General features: G+C 68.9%; 8 protein-coding genes. 6 read left to right on the top strand and 2 right to left on the bottom strand.

Annotated elements, in window-relative coordinates; all coding sequences use genetic code 11:
* The first annotated feature begins 41 nt into the window (after positions 1–41).
* Positions 42–2,744 (top strand): helix-turn-helix transcriptional regulator, encoded by a 2,703-nt coding sequence (locus AC1D1G_RS14435; RefSeq protein WP_477952607.1) that lies wholly within the window; start codon positions 42–44, stop codon positions 2,742–2,744.
* A gap of 103 nt (positions 2,745–2,847) precedes the next feature.
* Entirely contained in the window at positions 2,848–3,684 is an 837-nt protein-coding gene (locus AC1D1G_RS14430; protein WP_280780454.1) for a class I SAM-dependent methyltransferase, read from the top strand.
* 96 nt (positions 3,685–3,780) lie between these two features.
* Here AC1D1G_RS14430 and AC1D1G_RS14425 read toward each other — a convergent pair whose 3' ends face one another.
* Positions 3,781–5,058 carry a hypothetical protein gene (locus AC1D1G_RS14425; RefSeq protein ID WP_477952605.1) on the bottom strand — a complete coding sequence of 426 codons (1,278 nt, stop codon included), beginning with the start codon at positions 5,056–5,058 and terminating at the stop codon, positions 3,781–3,783.
* A gap of 121 nt (positions 5,059–5,179) precedes the next feature.
* Here AC1D1G_RS14425 and AC1D1G_RS14420 point away from each other — a divergent pair, with 121 nt between their 5' ends.
* Positions 5,180–6,496, top strand: a complete 1,317-nt coding sequence (locus tag AC1D1G_RS14420) for an HNH endonuclease (protein WP_477952603.1) — start codon at positions 5,180–5,182, stop codon at positions 6,494–6,496.
* 8 nt (positions 6,497–6,504) lie between these two features.
* On the opposite strand, the gene AC1D1G_RS14415 is transcribed toward AC1D1G_RS14420, so the two are convergent.
* A complete protein-coding gene (locus AC1D1G_RS14415; protein ID WP_280780456.1) occupies positions 6,505–7,173 on the bottom strand; it encodes an Rv1157c family protein in 669 nt (222 codons plus the stop codon).
* Between the two features lie 106 nt (positions 7,174–7,279).
* Between AC1D1G_RS14415 and AC1D1G_RS14410 the strand changes: the two genes are divergently transcribed.
* The 3 genes from AC1D1G_RS14410 to AC1D1G_RS14400 all read left to right on the top strand — a co-directional run.
* Positions 7,280–8,287, top strand: a complete 1,008-nt coding sequence (locus AC1D1G_RS14410; RefSeq protein ID WP_317568226.1) for an NAD(P)H-dependent glycerol-3-phosphate dehydrogenase — start codon at positions 7,280–7,282, stop codon at positions 8,285–8,287.
* 134 nt (positions 8,288–8,421) lie between these two features.
* On the top strand, positions 8,422–18,282 hold the full coding sequence (locus AC1D1G_RS14405; RefSeq protein WP_477952601.1) for an amino acid adenylation domain-containing protein: 9,861 nt from the start codon (positions 8,422–8,424) through the stop codon (positions 18,280–18,282).
* Positions 18,170–22,768 (top strand): amino acid adenylation domain-containing protein (locus AC1D1G_RS14400; RefSeq protein ID WP_477952622.1); only part of this gene is annotated, 4,599 nt, incomplete at its 3' end. The genes AC1D1G_RS14405 and AC1D1G_RS14400, both read left to right, overlap by 113 nt.

Below are 22,768 nucleotides of genomic sequence, written 5' to 3'. Positions count from 1 at the left end.
AGGAACACGCCGAAATCAGGCGTCGCGATACGGTGAGTGGTGTGAGTGCCCCAGGGAACATCGAGCTCGTCGGGCGTTCCCGCGAACTCGCCGAACTAGAGTCGATCCTGCGTGAGGCGCGCGAGAACGCGCCCGCCGTCGTGGTCGTCGAAGGCGTGCCGGGCATCGGCAAGACCAATCTGATGGAACACTTCCTCGCGGCACACCCCGACCTGCCGGCGTTCTCCGCGGTCTGCGCCCCGTGGGCGTCCGGCCATCCCTTCGGCGTCGCCGAACAGCTCCTCGGGGCGGCCGTGACGTCGGAGGACCCCGTCGACGTCGCCCGCGAACTCGTCGCTGCGGTGGATCCGCCTGCTGGTGACGTTCCGTTCGTCTTCGTGCTCGACGATGCGCACTGGGCAGACCTCGCCTCACTGCAGGCGCTGACCTCCGCCGTGCACCTGCTCGACCGACCGGCAATGATCGTCCTCGTCACGAACTCGGAACCTCCCGACGGTGTTCCCGCGGAAGTCCTCGACCTCCTCGACCGGCATCGCCGGCATCGGATCCAGGTCCGTCCGCTCGATGCGTCCGACACCCGAAGACTTGCGAATACCCTTGCGCATCTCGACCTTCCGGCCCCGGTGGCGCACCAGCTCGTTCAGCACACGGCGGGGAATCCACGGCACCTCACGCAACTTCTGCAGGAAGTCGACCCGAGCGCGTGGAGCCAGTGGCAGCCAGTGCTCCCGGTGCCCCGCACGTTCGCCGCGAAAGTGCAGTCACAACTGTCGGGGTGCTCGGCGCCTGCCCGGGCGCTCGTCGAATCGGCGGCGGTACTCGCCGGTAATCCTCGATTCGCCGACGCCGCCGCGCTCGCGGGCATCGAGCACCCGGTGGAAGCGCTCGACGAAATCCATCGGGCGGGCCTCCTCACCGTCGGTGAGCATCGCGGCGTGACCGTGCTGACCTTCCCGTCGCCGCTGACCCGGGCCGCCGTCTACCGCAGCCYCGGGCCCATCCGGCTGCGTGACCTGCACGATCATGCCGCACGGATCGTCGAGGACGAGGGCAGGCGACTGGACCATCGCGCCGCCGCGGCGCCGTTCGCCGATCCGGTGCTCGCGGACGAACTGGACACCTACTCTGCGCAGCGGGCAACCGTCGGGGCGTGGTCGGCTGTCGCGGACGCATTGATCAAGTCGAGCCGCCTCACCGCGGACCGCGGCGAACGCGAACAACGCCTCATCCGGGCCGTCGACGCCCTCGTCGGTGCCAGCAACCTTCCCCAGGCACTGGCGTTCGCGCCGGAGATCGAGAGCTTCCCCGAAAGTCCGTTACGCGACGCCGTACTCGGCTACCTCGCCATCCTCCGGGGACGACCCGCGGAAGCCGATCTGCTGCTCACCCAGTCGTGGACCGCATGCGACCCGGATACCGATCCGGCCACCGCCGCGCTGATCTGCCAGCGCCGCGTCCTGGACTCACTCGTCCGCTGGCACGGACCGGACCTCGTCGAATGGGCCGGGCGGGCCGTAGCTCTCGTCGATCCTGGCGATCCGTCGGCCGTCGAATCCGCGGCAATCATGGGACTCGGACTCGCCGCCACGGGTCAGATCGTGGAGGCACGGGCCGCCTACGACACGCTGTCCGCGAAGATCGCCCTCGGTGCCCAATCCCAGCGCTTCGACATGGCCAGAGGCTGGCTCGACCTGGCGCTGGACGATCCCGAATCGGCGCGTCAGGAACTCGAGAGCGCCGTCCCCACGGCCTTCCGGATGGGCTCGACCCGCATCTCGCTGTGGGCGCAGGCCTGGCTGGCGCGAACGCAATTCGCCCTCGGTGACTGGAGCGGCGCGATCGCCACGGTCGACCGTGCCGCACACCAACTCGAGGACGCCGCGCTCGACCTCGTCCGGCCCCTCGTGCACTGGACCGGCGCGCAGACACACGCGCTCCGCGGAAACTGGCCCGCCGCGCAGGAACACCTCCGCCTCGCGGCGGCGAGTTCGCACGACTACCCGATGATGTTCATTCCGTCCTCCCTGGCCCGCGCCCAATGCGCCGAAGTGCAGGCCGACTACGCCGCCGTGATCAGGGCGCTCGAGCCTCTCACCCGCCTGCAACCGCGGGAGGGCATCGACGAGCCCGGCTTCTGGCAGTGGCCCGACGTCTACGCGAACGCTCTCGTGATGGCCGGTCGCGTCGACGACGCGGACGCGTTCCTCATCCCGCACGAGGAACGCGCCGTGGAGCGCGGGCACCGGTCGGCTATGGCTCGCCTCGGTTACGCCCGCGGTCGCGTCGCCGGCGCGCGTGGCGACATCGATGCCGCCCGGGACGTGTTCGAGACGGCGTTGACGCACCTCGACACACTTCCCCTCCCCTACGATCGGGCACGCGTGAACTTCGCGTACGGCCAGACTTTGCGCCGGGCAGGCAAGCGGCGCGAAGCGGACGCCGTCATGCAGGCCGCCCGGGAGGGATATTTCGCGCTCGGTGCCACCTCCTACGTGCAGCGGTGCGACCGCGAACTCAAGGCAGGCGGCCTCAACCTCAAACGCAGCCGGTTCACACTCGAGGAACTGACTCCGCAGGAACGGGCCGTGACCGAACTCGTCGCCGGCGGAGCCAGCAACAAGGAGGCTGCGGGCGAACTGTTCCTGTCCGTCAAGACCGTGCAGTACCACCTGACCCGGGTCTACGCGAAGCTCGGCATCCGCTCGCGCAGCGAACTCGCCGCGCAGTTCCGCGACCAGGACTGACAGCCGAGGTGGCGGGAACCTACCCCGAGGGTGCCTGTTCGGGGCACCACCATCCGGCCAGGCTGGATCTCGACCGATGCAGCCGACCCACCGGAGTACCGAGATGGATGACACGATCGACGCAGTGCAAGCCGACCGCGACCTGAAGAACAAACACCGCGCCATGTGGGCTCTCGGCGACTACCCCGCCCTGGCCACCGACATCATCGCCGGCCTCGGGCCCGCCCTGGTCCGCGCCAGCCGGGTCAGGCCCGGCGACCGCGTTCTCGACGTCGCGGCAGGCTCCGGCAACGCCGCCATCCCCGCGGCACTGTCCGGGGCGAGCGTCGTCGCCGGTGACCTCACCCCCGAACTGTTCGACGCCGGACGCCGCCGTGCCGCCGAACTCGGAGCCGAGGTGGAGTGGCGCGAAGCCGACGCCGAGGCCATGCCGTTCGCCGACAACGAGTTCGACACCGTGCTGTCGTGCGTCGGCGTCATGTTCGCCCCGCACCATCAGGCAAGCGCCGACGAACTCGTCCGCGTCTGCCGACCGGGAGGAACGATCGGCCTACTCAGCTGGACCCCCGAAGGTTTCATCGGGCAGATGTTCGCAACGATGAAACCGTATGCACCCCCGCCCCCTCCGGGCGCGCAGCCCCCGCCACTGTGGGGTCGTGAAGAACACGTCCGGGCATTGTTCGGCCATCGCGTCACCGACATCGTAGCAACCCGGCACACCGTGCGCATCGATCAGTTCCGGTCGCCGGAAGACTTCCGTGACTACTTCAAATCCCGCTACGGCCCGACCATCGCCGTGTACCGGAACATCGCTGACGACCCCGCCCGCGTCGCCGCGCTGGATCACGAACTCGCCGATCTCGCACGTCGTTTCGACCACGGCACCGGCAGCACCGTGATGAACTGGGAATACCTCCTCCTCACCGCACGGAAGTGGTAGCGAGGTCGACCACGATCGTCCTCTCGTTGCCCGGGTCGGCAGCGTCGTACCAGATCTTCGTCGTCTGACCGTCGACGACCGGTGCGTCGCTGCTGATCACGGCACGACGCCCGGTGTGGTGGCGATGAACTCGAGTTCCTCCAGTGTCAACGGCGACGCGGATCCTTCGGGCGCCGACGCGCTGACCACGACCTGCGCACCGGACGGCCGGGTGACCGACACGAAGGCACCGCCGTTCGACGGGTAGGCCGCGCGAACGATGACGGAACCGTCTTGCAGCGTTTCGGACTTCCTGTCCCGGTCGAGTTCCGACAAAAGTTGCTCGTGAGGCGACGGAGTATCCCTACCGCTCAGCAGCGCGATCTCGAGCCGACCGGAGCCGCCCCCGGATGTTGTCGTGAGCACCTCGCACACGTTGTCTCTGCCGAAATCCCCCGGACGCAGCGAACCGATCGGACGGTCCAGGGAGACGCCGGTGCTCGACACACCGGACCACCGCTCATCGAGTGCCCGATTGATGTCGGCAACGGCTCCCCGGGTCAACACGGGTCCCGTCCCGTTCGATTCGGTACTGCACGCACGCATCGGCGGCAACGTGCCCGGCGGAACCCCGGCTGCGACAGCCAAATCCGGCGTCGTCGCGATGGCAGTGAGGTCGTCGAGGGTCAGCGGGGTGCGGCCGGCGTGCCGGGTTCGGGCGTTCGGCTCCGTCGAGTCGCTGTCGTCGACTCTGGCGACGACCCTGGTTCCGTCCGGTAGGTACGCCATTACGTCGCGCTTCAGGTGTCGCACACCGTTGCTTTCGGCCCACGTTTCCTGCAAGTCGAGCACGGTGCCGTTCGGTAGCATTTCGCGCCGGTCCAATCCGCCGGCTACGCAAGGCGGCACCGGCCGATCCCACGCGCGGACATCGACTGTCAGCGTGCCGACCTGTCCGTCCCGGACCAGCGAGCCCCGAGCACTGGTCGACCCATTGAACAGTGCCGCGTCGACATCATCGGGCAACTGCGATTGTGCGATGTCATCGATCGGCTGAAACTCGAGCGACTCGCCGGGACTGGCGAACACCACGTCCACATCGGCGGGCAGAGATTGGATGACGGCGTTCGTCATCGCGGTCGCCTTCGGACCGGAAAACCATTGGTACTTCGCGTTGTAGTAGTCCTGTGACGGGGAATACGCGACGCTGAAGCGCCTCGGCTCCATGGGCGGCTCGACGACGTCGCAGCCCGGGATGCGCGAGTCGGCGGACGATTCTTCGGCAGGCGCGTTCAGCATGCCCGCGACCACGATCCCCACCGCCACCACCGACACGACCGCCGTCACGTCCATCCAGATGCTCATGCGCCATTTCGACTCGACCCGCTGGGTCATCGCACTCCCCGTCCACCCCGACCATGCACACGTTACCCATTCGGCAACTTGGGTATTGCCCGGTCCGGAATGGGTTGCTAAAGTCGAACATGTATTCGAATGACCTTGGGGGAGGTTGGTTGTGGGGGCATTACTTCTCGAGGAATTRCGCGCATTCACGGCGCGGTTGCAATGTGCCGAGGCGGCGAGTGGCGATGCGGGRTTGGGCATCGATCTGCTCGACGCGATCGAGRCGTTGAAGTCGGTCGGGTGYGCGGTGCAGGCGGTGATCACCGACRACGTCGCCACSYGTAYYCGCGCGGACCGCAAGGCTGCCGGGTTGCCGCGGGCGGAYTGGGACCGCGGCATTGMCTCGCAGATTGCGTTGGCGCGCAGGGAATCCCCGAACCGTGGCGGTCGGCATCTCGGGTTCGCTCAGGCGTTGGTGCACGMGATGCCGCACACCCTGGCGATGTTGCGGTCGGGCCGGTTGAACGAATGGCGTGCCACGTTGTTGGTGCGGGAGACGGCGTGCCTGTCGGCGACGGATCGGGGCATCGTGGACCGTCGGTTGTGTTCGGACCCGGCCACTCTCGACGGGGTCGGCGACCGCGGGCTGATCGCGCGGGCGAAAGCGTTGGCGGTCGAACTCGACGCCGCGGCGGTTGTAGCCCGGCATCGCAAGGCGGTGTCCGAGCGTCGGGTCACGACACGGCCGGCGCCGGATTCGATGGCCTACCTCAGTGTGTTGATGCCGGTGGAGCAAGCAGTGTGCCTCCAGGCCACGTTGGGTCGGGATGCCGACAGTCTGATCGCGACCGGGAACAGTGGCGGCCGGACCCGCAATCAGCTGATGGTGGACCTGTTGTTCGACCGCGGCACCGGAGCGTCGGTGGCGGCGGGGGTGCCGGTGGCGGCGAATCTGGTGCTCTCGGACGAGACCTTGCTGGCCGGTGGGCACGAGGCCGCGCAGTTGCAGGGGTTCGGGCCGGTGCCGGCGGGGATTGCCCGGCAACTGGTGGCCGAGGCCGTCGATAGTGGCACCGAGACGTCGTTGCAGCGGGTGTATTCGTGCCCCCAGTCGGGGGCGTTGACGGCGATGGAGTCCCGGTCGCGCACGTTCCCGAAGAGCCTGCGAAAGCTGATCGACCTCCGGGATCGGACGTGCCGGACTCCGTGGTGCGATGCGCCGATCCGGCATCACGATCACATCCGCTCACGCAGTAAATTGGGTAAGACCACCGCGCGAAACGGGTCCGGGCTCTGCGAGGCCTGCAACTACGCGAAGGAAGCACCGGGTTGGACAGCACGTCCCGTGAGCAGGCCCGGCGGCACCCACCTCCTCGACCTCGGCACCCCGACCGGGCACCACTACCGATCGGCGGCCCCGCCGCTCCCGGCCGCGGCACGACAGTCGGAGGTCGAGGCGGTACTGATCGCACGCCTGCGTGCGTCGTGACAGCGCGATCACGCCTGGACGACGCCGACCACCGGGGCGTAATCACATGGCGGCAATGCCCGGCTGGTGTTGTCGAGGATGCTCCCGAAGACGACGAACACGATTGTGCCCCTGCCTGTCTCGAGGGTATTGGACAGCGTGACGATGTAGTCGGCCGGCCGCTCCTGATACAGCGGCGCTCGCCCCGACTGCATGGTGGTGAGGTTCAGCCAGGCGACCTCGACGAGGTCGCCCTGCAGTGGCGACGACATTGCCGTGTTCATCCCGCTGAAGAAGACATTGACCTTCCCCGGCGGAATGACTGGGACAGGAAGGTTCTCGTCGACGGCGGGGCCTGCTATCGCGCGAGCGATACCGACCGAATCGTTCTGCTCTCCGAAGCCGGCAGGGAGGCAGTCGGCTGCGGTGGTGTCGTACAGGAACGGCTGGGCGGTGCCCTCGACGAGATGAACCGATCGGGGGAAGTAGTTGTAGCGCGGTGTACCGGCGGCGATGCGCTCGATGGTGGTCGTGATCGACTGCGCGGTGCGGGTGCTGATCGGCATGGCGGCCGATTGGAGGGCGGCTCGCACTGCCGCCACGTCGCCGAGCGGCGGGGGCACGGCGCGCGCTTCACCGGCCGCCATGGAGACGAGCACACCGACACACGCCGCAAGTCCTGCAATTCGTCCACGCATGAATGGATGCTAGCGGCCACAGGGACTTGCCGAATCAGCTTCGTGAACGCCCGGCAAGTGCCAGGCTTGAGGTCATGGACAGCATCAACTCGATGGGTGACCGGTAATGGCCCGCCCGGTACGCGTCGTCGTGCTCGGCGCCGGCTCGTGGGGGACGACGGTGGCAGGTCTCGCCGCCCACAACACACCGACCCTGCTGTGGGCGCGGAACTCGGATACGGCCGACGAGATCAACAACGAGCACCGCAACTCCCGCTACCTCGGCGACCGCCCGCTCCCCGACTCCATGCGCTCCACAGCCGAGATCGTCGAAGCGGCCCATGAAGCCGACGTTCTCGTGGTTGGGGTGCCGTCGCACGCGGTCCGCAGCACCCTCGCGCAGATCGCCAACGAGGTGCGGGCGTGGGTGCCGGTGCTGTCGCTGGCGAAGGGGCTGGAGCCGGGAACACGGCTGCGACCCACCGAGGTGATCGCCGAGTGCCTGCCCGGGCATCCGGTCGGGCTTCTCGCGGGCCCGAATATTGCGCGGGAGATCGTGGACGGACTGGCGGCCGCGTCGGTCGTGGCCACCCAGGACGTTCGGGTGGCCACCGCGTTGCAGCCGTTGTTCGCGTCCGCCGTGTTCCGGGTGTACCGGAACACCGATGTGCTGGGCTGCGAACTCGGTGGCGTGCTGAAGAACATCGTAGCGATCGCCTCGGGAATGGCCGACGGGCTGGATGTCGGCGACAACACGCGCGCGATGGTCCTGGCGCGAGGGTTGGCTGAGATGACCCGGCTGGGTGAGGCGATGGGCGCGAACCCGCGGACGTTCGCGGGACTCACCGGGGTCGGAGACCTGATCGCCACCTGTATGAGCCCGAGTTCGCGTAACCGGCGGGTGGGCGAGTACATCGCCCGCGGCATGACGGTCGACGAGGCGGTCGCCAAGTTGGGGCAGGTGGCCGAGGGCGTGAAGACGGCCCCCACCGTGATGGAACTGGCCCGCGACTACAACGTGGAGATGCCCATTGCCGCCGAGGTCGAGGCGGTGGTCGCGGGTCGGCAGACGCCGGAAGGCGCCTATCGTGGCCTGCGGAAAGTCGCTGCCGGCGGAGAGCACGAGGTGGCATGACCGCACGACTGCAACCGGCAGTAGCACTATCTAGACGTTTCTAAGCAATCTCCTAGAAAACTGGGGCAGACTCCTGAATGGAGGCACCCCAGCAAGCAGCGTCGTGCGGGGACGTATGCGTGAGAGAAGTCAGCATGAGTTCACCGACCTCGGTTGGTCCCGGAGACTCGTCGGCGCGCGCGTTCCCCCTGTCACCCGCGCAAGCGGGGATGTGGCTCGCGCAGCACGTCGATCCCGCGGTTCCGGTGTCGGTCGCCCAGTACGTCGACATCCACGGCGACCTGGACCGGAGCGCCCTCACAGACGCGTGTGTCCGCGCGGCCGCCGAGTTCGAGTCGTTTTTCCTGAAGGTCTCCGAGATCGACGGGCAACCGCTGCAATGGGTGGACCCGAGCCTGGACGCCTCCGTCGGCTACCTCGACTTCCGGGACACGCCGGACCCGGAGGCGTCGGCGCACGCGTGGATGCGCACCGAGACCGCCGATCCGATCGACATCCAGCGTGACCGTCTGACCGTCTCGTTCCTTCTCCACGTCGGACACGACCATTACTTCTGGTATTCGCGCGCCCACCACATCGCGATGGACGGTTTCGGGTCCGTCACGATGCTCTACCGGATCGCCGCGCTCTACACCGCCGCGGTGCACGGACTGCCACCACCCGCGAGCAGTCCTGTCGGTCTGCGGCGCATCCACGAACTCGAGACCGACTACCGCACCTCCGCCCGCCGGGAATCCGACCGGGACTACTGGACAGAAACGATGCGTGGTGTCACCCACGCGAGCACCCTCGCGCGCGGCTCCGCGCCGCCGACCGCCGGTTCCCGGCACGTCGGCGCAACGTTGACCACCGAGGTCGTCGATCAACTCGAGAAGAGCGCGGCAGCGCACGGCGTCAATCCTGCGACGCTCACCGTCTGTGCGGTCGCGGGCTATCTGGCGCGAATGACCGGCGAGGACGACGTCACGCTCAGCCTGCCGGTGTCGGCACGCACGACGGCGGCGCTGCGCCGGTCCGGCGGCATGGTGTCCAACGTGGTGCCGCTGCGCATCACGTCCGCGGGGACCGGGACTGTCGGCGATCTGGTGTCCCGCACGCGCCTCGTGATGTCGGGCGCCCTGCGGCATCAGCGGTACCGGCACGAGGACATCCGCGCAGACCTGGGAAGCGCACTGTCCGGGCCGCGACTGTTCGGCCCCGCCGTCAACATCATGCTGTTCCCCGAGGAGTTGGAACTCGGTTCGCTACGCAGCCAATTGCATGTGTTGTCTTCGGGTCCGATCGAAGACCTCCTGGTGAATCTGTACCGGTACGGTCCCCGCGGACGTGTGCACCTCGATTTCAAGGCGAACCCGCGACTGTATTCGCAGGACGAGCTCGAGGGGCACCATACGAGATTCCTGCGGTACTTCCGGCACTTCCTCGACGCCGATGCCGCCCACCCGATCGGTGAACTCCCGGTCCTCACGGAGAACGAAACCGCGGCACTGGTCCCCTTCCCCGGACCGCCCGACAGCGTGCCCGTCACGCTCGCCCACGTGTTTCGCGCCTCCGCCGCACAGCATCCGGACGCGACCGCCGTCGTCAGCGCCGGCCGCGAGATCACCTACCGCGAACTCGACGGGCGATCGGATCGGATCGCTGCGACGCTGGCACGATTCGGCGTCGGGTCCGGCGACATCGTCGCGGTGGCTTTGCCGCGGTCCTCCGACTATGTCTGTGCGGTCTGGGCCGTCGCGAAGACGGGGGCGGCATTCCTGCCGGTGGATCCGACCTCCCCGGTCGCCCGTGTTCGGCACATGCTCGACGACTCCCACGCGGCAGTTGGGTTGACGTCCGTCGAATACACGAACACGCTGCCGGACAGCACCGAGTGGCTACTGCTCGACGAGTCGGGCGGCTCGACCGCCGACGATGTGCCCCCGCCGACAATACGATTCGACGACGCCGCCTACCTCATCTACACATCCGGATCCACCGGAGTTCCCAAGGGAGTCGTGGTCACCCACCGCGGGATCGCCAATCTGGTCTCCGCGCAGCGCACCCGACTCGGCCTCGACAGCGCGGCAAGGGTTCTGCATGTCGCATCACCGAGCTTCGACGCCTCCGTCTTCGAGATGCTGATGGCCTTCGGCTCCGGTGCTGCGCTCGTCATCGCCTCACCCGCAGTGTTCGGTGGATCCCCTCTCGCACGGCTGATGACCACCGAACGCGTCACCCACGCGGTGATCACCCCGTCGGTCCTGGCGTCGATGGACCCCGGGGAGGTCGGAGGCCTGCGCACACTCGTCGTCGCGGGTGAGAAGTGTCCGCCGGAACTGTTGTCTCGGTGGGCATCCCGATGCCGGATAATCGACGCGTACGGTCCTGCGGAGACTACCGTCATGGCGACCGTCAGCGCGCCTCTCGCCGAGTCCGGACCGGTCACCATCGGCCGGCCGATCCACGGAACGAGGGCCGTGGTCCTCGACCACCGGCTCCGCCCGGTCCCCGCCGGTGTGGTCGGCGAGCTGTACGTCGCGGGGACCGCCCTGGCCCGCGGGTACCACCGCAGGGTTCGGCAGACGTCGGAACGGTTCGTCGCCGACCCGTACGGACCAGCGGGCACCCGCATGTACCGCACCGGCGACACGGTCCGCTGGACCCGGGACCACGAACTCGAGTACCTCGGACGCAGCGACGAACAGGTGAACCTCCGGGGTCTACGCGTCGAGCCCGGCGAGATCGACGCGACACTCCGCCGGCATCCGGCGGTTCGATTCGCCGTCACCGTGATTCGCTCGCAGACGGCCGGCGATCAGCTCGTGTCGTATGTGGTGGGCGCCGACACCCTGGCCGAGCAGGAGCTGCTGTCGTTCCTCACCGCCGAACTGCCACCGCATCTGGTGCCGGCCGCCGTCGTCGTGCTCTCCCACATTCCGTTGACCCCGTCGGGCAAGCTGGACCGCACTGCCCTCCCCGAGCACAGCCGCCGGTCACGTTCCCGGACCGCCCCCAGAAGCGAGCGCGAAYGCACACTCCACGGCCTGTACGCCGACGTTCTCGGGACGTCCGATTTCGGTGTGGACGAGTCGTTCTTCGCGCTCGGCGGCGACAGCATCATGGCGATCCAATTGGCCTCCCGGGCGAGGAGTGCGGGAATTTCGTTCACTCCGCGCGACGTTTTCGAGCAGCGCACGATCTCCCGTCTCGGCCACGTCGCGGGGAGCGACCTCGACAGACCGGTCCTCGCGGAACTGCCGGGCGGCGGGGTCGGCGACATGCCGCTCACCCCGGCGGCCCGATTTCTCCTCGACCGGGCGGGCGTCATCGACCGGTACGCACAGGCGGTGACGGTGGAACTGCCACGCGCTGTATATCCCGACACGCTGGACAGTGTGATCGGCGCCGTCGTCGATCGGCACGACGCACTGCGGGCGCGCCTCGTGCGCGGCTCGGACGGGACGGCGTTCCTCACCGTGAGCCCGGCAGGCGCACCGCTGCCGGCGGGCACGATCCTGCGGGTCCCGCTGCCCGACCACGCCGACCCGGCGCAGCGTACGCGGGACGAACACGAGGCCGCAGTCCGCCGGTTGAATCCTGCTGCGGGCGTGATGGTGCAGTGCGTCTGGCTCGATCCCGGACCGGAAGACACCACGCGCCGCGGGCGGCTCCTCCTCGTCGCCCATCACCTGGTGATCGACGGGGTCTCGTGGCGAATCCTGATCGGCGATCTCGCGGCAGCGTGGGCGCAGGTGGAGGCGGGGATATCGCCTACCCTGGCACCGATCGGCACCTCCCTGCGCCGGTGGTCGCACGGCCTGATCGAGGAGGCGCAGCGGCCGGGCCGCAGGTCCGAGCTGCCGTTCTGGCGTGAGATGACCGCGTACGAGGATTCGCCGCTCGGCACCCGCCCCCTCGACACGCGGCGTGACGTGAATTCCACCGTGGATCGGGTCCACACGGACGTGTCTGCGGACGTCACACACTCGTTGCTCACCGGCCTCCCGGCCGCCTTCCGCTGTGAGGTCAACGACGCACTGCTCACCGCGCTCACCCTCGCCCTCGCGCAGTGGCAGCGCCGGCGGGGACGACCGGCCACCGCGCCGGTGATCCGGCTCGAGGGGCACGGCCGCGAGGAAGGGGTGCTCCCCGGCGCCGACCTTTCCCGCACCGTCGGGTGGTTCACCAGTATCTTCCCGATTCGCCTCGACCTCGGGGACGTCGACCTGGACGAGGCGTTCGCGGGCGGCCCTGCTGCAAGCACCGCGATCAAGTTGGTCAAGGAACAGTTGCGTGCGGTGCCCGACAAGGGCATCGGCTACGGGCAGTTGCGGTATCCGGGGGACGACCTCGGCCAGGTCGCCTTCAACTACCTCGGCCGGCTCGATACCGCGGAGACAGAACATGATTGGCGCCCCGTGCGGGACGACACCGCCGTGTTCTCGTCGGCGGAACCGTCGATGCCGGTCACCGCGCTGATCGACATCACCGCGTTCACCGCCCGCGGTGTCCTCGACGCCACCTTCGCATACCCGGCGGGTGCGATTGCGCCCGAGGACGTGCGGGCGCTGGGCGATCTGTGGGAGCAGGCGCTGACAGCGCTCGCCGCGGTGGCGCGGTCTCCGCGCGCCGGTGGGCTCACCCCGTCCGATCTGCCGCTCGTCGCCGTGGACCGCAACGACATCGACGAGTGGGAGCGGGACCATCCGGGTCTGCTCGACGTGTGGCCGCTGACGCCGTTGCAGTCGGGCCTGCTGTTCCACGCGGCACTCGCGGGTACGGATGCCGATCCGTATGCGATGCAGGTGATCCTGACCCTGTCCGGACACCTCGATCAGGATCGGCTCCGGCGCGCATGCGGCGCCGTCCTTGCGGGGCACGCGAACCTGCGCACCGCATTCGTGCGCGACAGTCGCGGCGTCCCGGTGCAACTCGTGCTCGACGACGTGCCGCTGCGGTGGCGGCACGTCGACCTCACGGACGTCACAGAGGATCCCGAGGTCCTGCGCGACGACCGCACCACCCGCTTCGACATGTCTGCCCCACCGCTGATTCGGTTCACCCTGCTGTCGCGGGGGCCGAACCGCGTCGACCTGGCGATCACCGCCCACCACATCGTGCTGGACGGCTGGTCCATGCCGTTGCTGGTGCGCGAACTCTTCACCGCCTACCAACGCGACGATGTCCGCACCGAGCCGCCGGATTCGAGCCCGTACCGCGACTACCTGGAATGGCTGGCGACGAAGGACACCGAGGCCTCGGCGCGGGCGTGGGTCGCGGCTCTCGACGGCATCACCGAGCCCGCCGCGTCGGCCGAACCCACCCCCACCACGTCGGAGACGGTGCTGGAGCTGAGCGAGGAGGACACCCGGAAGCTGACCGCGCGAGCGACCGAGCTCGGCGTCACGCTGAGCACGATCGTGCAGGCGGCCTGGGGAATCGTTCTCGGGCAGGCGACCGCCCGGGACGACGTCGTGATCGGCGCGACCGTCTCCGGCAGGCCCGCGGACGTCGCCGGGGTGGAGAGTGCGGTGGGATTGTTCGTCAACACCGTGCCCGTGCGGATCCCGCTGGTCCCCGATACCGACACCGCCATGCTGCTCACCCGCCTACAGGCCGACCATGTGCGCCTCCTGGACCATCACCATCTGGGCCTGGCGGACATCCAGCAGGCAGTCGGCGTGGCGCCGCTGTTCGACACGCTGGTCGCGTTCGAGTCGTACCCCGTGGACCGCACCGCGCTGCCGGAACCCGTCGACGGACTCACACTGGACGAGGTCCGCGCACACGATGCGTCGCACTACGCCGTGACGCTGGCGGTGACAGTCGCCCGGACCCTCCGGTTGACGGCGAAGTGCCGGTCACATCGATACGACGAGAAAGCCCTGCTCGCCCGCGTCGGGCGCGTCCTCGAGTGCATCAACGGGGATCCGCACGTCGTCCTCGGCAGGCTCGACCTCCTCGGCGATCAGGAGCGCGAGCGGGTGCTGCGCACCTGGAACGCGACGGACGCACCGGTACCCTCGCAGACCCTGGTGGACCTGTTCGACGCGCAGGCCGAGCGTTCCCCGGAGGCCGTCGCGGTGGTCTTCGGCCCGGATCGACTGACGTACGCGGAGTTCGACGCACGGGTGAATCGACTCGCCCGGTATCTCGTCGCGAAGGGAATCGGACCGGAAACCGTCGTCGGTGTCGCGGTACCCCGCTCGATCCAGCTTCTCGTGGCGCTGCACGCGGTACTGAAAGCCGGCGGCGCCTACCTGCCGATGGACCCCGAGCACCCGCTCGGACGAACGGCACTCGTCATCGACTCGGCCTCACCCGCGCTGGTCCTCACGTCCGATTCCCGCAATCGCACGGTCCCGGACGGAGTCGCCGTCGCGGATCTCGATCTGTTGGACCTCACCGGGTACGACCCCCGATCGATCACGGATTCCGAGAGACGCGCACCGCTGCATCCGGCGAACGCCGCGTACGTCATCTACACGTCCGGTTCCACGGGCCGGCCCAAGGGCGTGACGGTGACCCACGAGATGATGGTGAACCAGTTCCGCTGGGCGCAGACGCTGACACCGCTCGACGGTTCCGATGCGGTATTGCACAAGACGCCTCTCACGTTCGACATTTCCGCGTGGGAACTGCTGTGGCCCTTGCATACCGGTGCACGGGTGGTGATCGCCGCACCCGACGGACACCGCGATCCCCGCTACCTCGCACGGATCGTCGCGCAGGAGTCGATCACGACTCTCCATGTCGTGCCGTCGATGCTCGACGCCTTTCTGGAGCAGTGCGGGCCGCGGGAACTCGCCCCGCTGCGCCGCGTGTACTCGGCGGGTGAACCCCTGTCCGCGGCGACGGCATCGCGATTCGAGGGACGCAGTCCCGCCGCGCTGTACAACTGGTACGGCCCGTGCGAGGCGGCGGCGGCGACCTCGGAGTCGGTCGACGGCAACGAGTTCGGCACCGCGGTCGCCATCGGCCGTCCCATTTCCAACATACGTACGTATGTACTCGACAGCCGGCTCCGGCCGGCGCCGATCGGGACAAGGGGCGAGTTGTACCTTGCCGGTGCGTACTTGGCGCGCGGGTATGCCGGACACCCCGACCTGACCGCCGAACGCTTCGTCGCCGATCCCTTCGGCGGAACCGGTGGACGGATGTACCGCACCGGCGACGTGGTGCGGTGGAATCAGTCGGGCCGGCTCGAGTATCTCGGGCGCACCGACTTCCAGATCAAACTCCGCGGCCAGCGCATCGAACCCGGCGAGATCGAGTCCGCGCTCACGTCCGACCCGGCTGTGACCCACGCGGCGGTCACGGTGCACCGTGACGCGAAAGCGGGAGATCGGCTGATCGCCTATGTCGTAGCCGCGCACGGTGTGCCGCCGGATGAGCGTCGGATCGTCGACCGTCTCGCCGGTCTGCTCCCGGACTACATGATTCCCTCCGCCGTCGTCCCGCTCGCGGCACTACCACTCACCACCAGTGGAAAGCTGGATCGCGCCGCCCTACCGGAACCGGCCTCCGCGACCTCCTCTTTCGACCCGCCCGTCACCCCCACCGAGGACGTGGTCGCGTTCGTGTTCGCGGAGGTCACCGGCACCGGCGGGGTGGGCAGGCACGACAACTTCTTTGCGGCGGGCGGAAACTCGCTGACCGCGGCGCAAGCCGTCGCCCGCGTCGGAGCGGCGCTGGGAATCTCCGTCGACGTCCGCGCACTGTTCGACCACCCGACGGTCGCGGACCTGTCGGAGTATCTCGCGAAGCGAACGCACCAGACCGGGCGGGYGCCCCTGGTCCCCCGCGCCCCGACCGCCCACGTGCCGCTGTCCCTGGCACAGCAGCGACTGTGGTTCCTGAACCGGCTCGACGGACGCTCGGCGACCGACAGCATTCCCGTCGTGCTCCGCCTCACCGGCACGCTCGACGAATCGGCACTGTGTGCGGCGGTGGGTGACGTGATCGAACGACACGAACCCCTGCGCACCGTCTATCCCGAGCACGACGGGGTCCCCTGCCAGCATGTTCTCCCCACCTCCGCGGTGCCGCCGTGCACGGTGCGGACGACGACGGACCCGATCGGCCGGGTCCGCGGCCTGCTGTCGACCGGATTCGACCTCACCGCCGAACCCCCGGTTCGCACCGAACTTCTCGCGGTGAGCGCCGACGAATGGGTGCTGGCCCTCGTCGTCCATCACATCAGTGCGGACGGGTTCTCGCTGGGACCGCTCGCCCGGGATGTGATGGCCGCATATCGCGCCCGGGCGCAGGGCAACTCGCCGGTCTGGATGCCCCTTCCCGTCCGCTACGCCGACTACGCCCTCTGGCAGCGTGAACTGCAGGACGGGCAGCGCGGACTGGCGTATTGGACGCAGACCCTGTCCGGGTTGCCCGAACTGCTCCCCCTGCCGTTCGACCGTGCGCGCCCGCCCGTCACGACGCACCGGGGCGCGAGCGTCGAGTTCATTCTCGACGCCGAGATTCATCGGCGGATTCGTGCTCTCGCGCGTACTCACGACGCCACTCCGTTCATGGTGGTGCATGCGGCGCTGGCCGTCCTCGCGGCCAGACTCGGCGACACGTCGGACATCGTCGTCGGCACGCCGATCGCGGGTCGCGGGCCCCGCGCACTCGACGATCTCGTCGGGATGTTCGTCAATACACTGGTGCTCCGGACAGACGTCCCGCTGCACACCACGTTCGCCGACATGATCGGCCGCGTGCGGGACGTCGATCTGGCCGCGTACGCCCATGCGGACGTCTCGTTCGAGGAGGTTGTGCAGGCGGTCGCGCCCGCTCGGTCCCGCAGTCGTAATCCGCTGTTCCAGCTGGCGCTCGCCTATCACAACACGGCGCCGGTCGTGATCGACCTGCCGGAGATCTCCGCCGACATCGTCGAGATCGAGACGCACACCGCGAAATTCGACCTCCAGCTCACGGTCACCGAATCAGTGGACGACGCAGGCGCCCCGGGACCGATATCGTGCGTTTTCACCTACGCCACCGATCTGTTCGACGACGACACGGTCTCGGGAGTCGCGGACCGGTTCCAGCGCCTTCTGCGGGCCGCGCTCGCACACCCGTCCGCCGTGATCGGCGACATCGACGTGCGGGACGTCGCGGAACAGCAGGCGCAGCATCACGGACCGCCTTCGGTGCCTCAGCGCACCCTGCCCGACCTGATGTCCGCTGCCGCCCGGCAGAGTCCGGGGGAATCGGCGCTGACGGCGGACGGCCGGTCGATGACGTATCGCGAACTCGACGCCGAGTCGAATCGGCTCGCCCGCGCCCTGATGCGGCGCGGGGTGGGACCCGAGGCTCTCGTGGCCCTCGGGGTGCCGCGCTCGGTCCTGTCCGTCGTCTCCGTGTGGGCGGTCGCGAAGACGGGTGCCGCGTTCGTGCCCGTCGACCCGCACTACCCCGCCGCGCGGGTCCGGTACCTGATGGACGACTCCGGCGCCGCCCTCGGGCTGACCACCGCCGCGGACCGCGAGGCCCTGCCGGACGGTACGGACTGGCTGTTGCTCGACGACCCGGACTTCCGAACAGAATGTCGCGGCTACTCTTCGGCCCCGGTCACCGATGCCGACCGTGCTCGGCCGCTCGATGCGCGCCACCCCGCGTACGTGATCTACACATCCGGTTCGACGGGAAATCCCAAGGGAGTGGTGGTGATCCACACCGGTCTCGCCGACTTCACGGCGGAACAGCGGGAGCGGTATTCGGTGACGGCGTCGTCGCGCACCCTGCACGCGTCGTCGCCCAGCTTCGACGGCTCGGTGCTGGAGATACTGCTCGCGCTCGGTGCGGGCGCCTGCATGGTGCTCGCACCACCGACGGTCCAGGCCGACGGTGCTGGCGACGGTCGACCCGCGCGGCCTGCACGACCTCCGGGTCGTCGTGGTGGGCGGCGAACCCTGCCCACCGGAACTCGTGGCGGTGTGGGCGGCGCAGGAGCAGATGTTCAACGGATACGGCCCGACCGAGACGACGGTCATGGCGAGTATCAGTGATCCCCTGGCGGCCGGCAGGCCGGTCACCATCGGCCGTCCGGTCCGCGGCGCCACCGTACTCCTGCTGGATTCGCGTCTGCATCCGGTTCCGACGGGAGTGGCCGGCGAACTCTACATCTGCGGTCCGGGCGTCGCCCGCGGCTATCATCGCAGGCCCGCGCTGACCGCCGCGCGCTTCGTCGCCTCCCCGTTCGGCCCCTCCGGGGAGCGGATGTATCGGACGGGCGATGTGGGTCGGTGGCGCCGCGACGGGTCGATCGAGTATCTGCACCGCAACGACTCGCAGATCGAACTGCGCGGCGTCCGAATCGAACTCGGCGAGATCGACGCCACCCTTCTCACCCATTCGACCGTGCGATTCGCGGCGACGGATGTGCGTGAACTGCGGGACGGCGTCGACGCACTCGTGTCGTACGTGATCCCCGCACGGAACGAGACGGTCGATCCGGATCAGCTGATCCGCTTCGCGGCGACGCGTCTGCCGACGACGCTGGTGCCCGCGATCGTGGTCGTGGTGGACGCCGTCCCGCTCACCGTGAACGGGAAACTGGACCGCTCGGCGCTGCCCGACCCCGTCCCTCCGGCGACCGAATTCGAGGCCCCGCACACGCCCGCCGAACGGGTGGTGGCCACAGTGTTCGCCGAGGTGCTCGGACTCGACCTCGTGGGTCGGGAGGCCAACTTCTTCGCCGTGGGCGGCAGTTCCCTGTCCGCCACGCGCGCCGCGTCCCGGATCGGTGCCGCACTGCACACGACGGTGCCGGTGCGCGCGGTGTTCGACTCGCCGACCGTCTCGGCGCTCGCGGCATCTGTCACCGAGCAGACCGACGGCGCGACGCACGTCGCACTCACCGTGCGTCCGCGCCCGGCCCGCGTGCCGCTGTCGCCTGCGCAGCAACGCCTGTGGTTCCTCGCCCGCCTCGCACCCGGCTCCCCCGAATACACCATCCCGATGGCATTGCGGCTGACCGGGGCACTCGACGTCGCCGCGCTCACCGCGGCCGTCGCGGACGTGGTGGGCCGTCACGAACCGCTGCGCACCGTGTATCCCGACAGTGACGGCGTGGCCTACCAGCAGTTGATCCCGGTGTCGCGGGCCGCTCCCACACTCCGACCGATACCCGTGTCCCGCGGTGACGTCGCCGCGCGGGTTGCGACGTTCGCGTCGAAGGGTTTCGCCCTGGACGCCGAACCGCCGATCCGTGCCCGGCTGTTCGCCCCGGCCCCCGACGAATGGGTGCTCGCCGTCATGGTCCACCACATCAGCACGGACGGGTTCTCGGTGCCGGTGCTCGTCCGCGACGTGATGACCGCCTACGCGGCGCGGGTCTCGGGCGAGGCACCGCGGTGGCCCGAGTTACCGGTCCAGTACACGGATTACACCCTGTGGCAGCACGAGTTGCTGGGCGACCGCGACGACCCGCAGTCCGTTGCCGCCCAGCAACTGTCGTACTGGAAGGACACGTTGTCGGGTGCGCCGGAACAGCTGTCCCTCCCTGCAGACCGGCCGCATCCCGCCATTGCGTCGCACCGCGGCGGAACAGTCGAATTCGCGCTCGACGACGTGCTCTATCGCGCGGTCGAGCACACCGCTACGGCCCTTGCCGTCACCCCGTTCATGGTCGTGCACGCGGTATTCGCGGTGTTGCTCGCGAGGCTCAGCGGATCCACCGACATCGTGATCGGCACTCCCGTCGCGGGACGCGGGGATCAAGCCCTCGACGACCTGGTGGGCATGTTCGTCAACAACCTGGTCCTGCGCACCGACGTGATTCCCGCGGAAAGCTTCGCGGACCTGCTCGGCCGCGTGCGAGAGGTCGACCTGGACGCGTTCGCGCACTCCACCGTTCCGTTCGAAACCGTGGTCGAGGTGCTCGATCCCGCCCGGTCACGTGCACGCAATCCACTGTTTCAGGTGGCCCTGGCGTTCCAGAACCTCGACCACACCCCGCTCACCCTGCCCGGACTGCGGGTGTCGGCGATGACTCCCCCTACCCGGTCGGCCCGATTCGACCTGCAACTCACCGTGACCGTCGATCCGGACCCGTCGACGGAACGCACCCGGCGTGCGGCGGTGTTCACGTACGCCACCGACCTGTTCGACCACCGCACCGTCGCGGACATCGGCGAACGGTTCATCCGGATGTTGAGCGAGGCCGTCGCACAACCGGATACGTCCGTCGGCGACCTCGCCCTCCTCGATCCGGACCCGGACGTCCCCACCGCCGCGCCGTCCTCCGGCGAGACTCTCGTCGATCTGTTCGAGCGGCAGGTCGCCGGTTCACCTGACGCGACCGCACTCGTCTCCGGAGATCGTGCGCTCACCTACCGTGAACTCGACGAGCACGTGAATCGACTGGCCCGCCACCTGATCGGCGCCGGCGTCGGCCCGGAGTCCATGGTGGGACTGGCGATTCGCCGCTCGGTCGAACTCCTCGTCGGAATGTATGCCGTCGCCAAGGCGGGCGGGGCGTACGTGCCGATCGACCCCGATCAGCCCGCGCAGCGCAATGCCCAGGTCATCCGGTCCTCGGACACACGCGTCGTCCTCACCACCGAGCGCGACCGGTTCGACCTCTCCGACGTCCTGCCCGCGGAGACACAGCTCGTCGTCATCGACCGGGTGGACCTGTCCGGCGTCGATCCGTCGCCGATCTCCGACCTGGACCGGATCGCTCCCCTGCGGGCGCAGAACCCCGCGTACGTGATCCACACGTCGGGCTCGACGGGCACCCCCAAGGGGGTCGTCGTGACTCATGCGGCCGTCGTGAGCTTCCTGAGCTGGCGCCAGGACACCGACCCGCTCGGCGCGGACGACACGGTGATGCTCAAGTTGCAGTACACGTTCGACGCCTCGGTCCGCGAGTTCTGGTGGCCGCTGATCGCCGGTGCGCGGCTGGTGATCGCTCGACCGGACGGCCACCGCGACCCGCGGCATCTCGCCGAGCTGATCGGACGGCACCGGGTGACCGCGGGATACTTCCTTCCCCTGATGCTGGCCGAGATCCTCGCGATCCCTGACGCAGACCTCACGTCACTGCGGCAGGTGTCCTGTGGCGGGGAGGTCCTGCCTCCCGGCACGGCACACAGTTTCCACGCGCGGTGCCCGGATGCCGTGCTGTACAACGAATACGGCCCGACCGAGACGGCGGTCGCTGTGACCCGCACGGTCGTCGGCACGGAGGCCGCGACCGTCCCGATCGGTGTGCCGCAGAACGGCGTCGGCGTGCTCGTGCTGGATTCGCGGCTGCATCCGGTGCCCGTCGGCGTTCCGGGTGAGCTCTACCTCGCCGGTGCCCAGTTGGCGCGCGGCTATCTCGGGCAGCCGGGGGTGACGGCCGCCCGATTCCCCGCCAATCCGTGGGGACCGCCCGGTCAGCGGATGTACCGGACCGGCGACGTGGTGAGTCGCCGCAGAGACGGGACGATCGACTATCTCGGCCGGCGCGATCTCCAGGTGAAGATCCGCGGTCAGCGCGTCGAACTGGAGGAGATCGAGACGGCGCTGCGAAGCCATGCTGCCGTCGCGCAGTCCGCGGCGGCCGTGTACGAATCAGCCGGCACGGGGGCCCGGCTGGTCGGCTACGTGGTGCCGCGTCCGGACATGGTGGTGGACACCCGTGCCGTGTCGGCGGAACTGGCACAGCGGCTGCCTCGCTACATGGTGCCCAACCAGGTCGTGGTGCTGGAGGCGCTACCGTCCACACCCCACGGCAAGCTGGATCGACGGGCGCTTCCGGATCCGGGGGTGCCGCGGGCGCAGCGGTTCCGTCCCCCGACGACCCGCACCGAGAAACTGGTCACCGCGGTGTTCGCGGACGTTCTCGGCACGGGTCTGGTGGGGCTGGACGACAATTTCTTCGAACTGGGCGGCAACTCGCTGTCCGCGACCAGGGCTGCGTCACGGCTGCACACATCGACTCGGGTCGAGGTCCGGCTCGAATGGTTCTTCGCCGACGCGACCGCGGAGAGCATCGCCGCGCGAATCTCGTCGAGTTTCGCGGCGGCCTCCGACGCCTCCGCCGGACTCGGGGTGTTGCTGCCGCTGCACCCGGACGGTGGACGGGAGCCGCTGTTCTGCATCCATCCGGCCATCGGGTTGGCCTGGTGCTATGCGGGATTGAGTGCGCATCTCGGCCCCGACCGCCCCGTCTGGGGGGTGCAGTCGCCCGCCGTGACCATGCCCGGCGAACGGTTTTCGTCGATCACGCAGCGGGCCCATCGATATGTGGAGGAGATTCACCGTGTGCAGCCGCGGGGGCCGTATCACCTGCTCGGGTACTCGGTGGGCGGCGTGATCGCGCACGCGATGGCCGTCGAGTTGCGCTCGCTCGGCGAGGAGGTGCGTGTGCTCGCGATGATCGACAGCTACGCGGCGGCGGAGCGGGAMACCCCGGCACCGACGCTGCCGGAACTGCTCACGGAATTCGGCGGCGGGGCGTCGGAGCACCTCGGGCCGGAGCAGCTGACCCGGTTGTACGAGGAC

The organism is Rhodococcus sp. P3_B8, assembly GCF_056402775.1.
This window is presented reverse-complemented; position numbering and strand designations above follow the sequence as displayed.

Bases quoted from the DNA above. Each gene is read 5' to 3' on its own strand.
- AC1D1G_RS14430 (WP_280780454.1), top strand. From the start codon at position 2,848: ATGGATGACACGATCGACGCAGTGCAAGCCGACCGCGACCTGAAGAAC.
- AC1D1G_RS14425 (WP_477952605.1), bottom strand. From the start codon at position 5,058: ATGACCCAGCGGGTCGAGTCGAAATGGCGCATGAGCATCTGGATGGAC.
- AC1D1G_RS14415 (WP_280780456.1), bottom strand. From the start codon at position 7,173: ATGCGTGGACGAATTGCAGGACTTGCGGCGTGTGTCGGTGTGCTCGTC.
- AC1D1G_RS14410 (WP_317568226.1), top strand. From the start codon at position 7,280: ATGGCCCGCCCGGTACGCGTCGTCGTGCTCGGCGCCGGCTCGTGGGGG.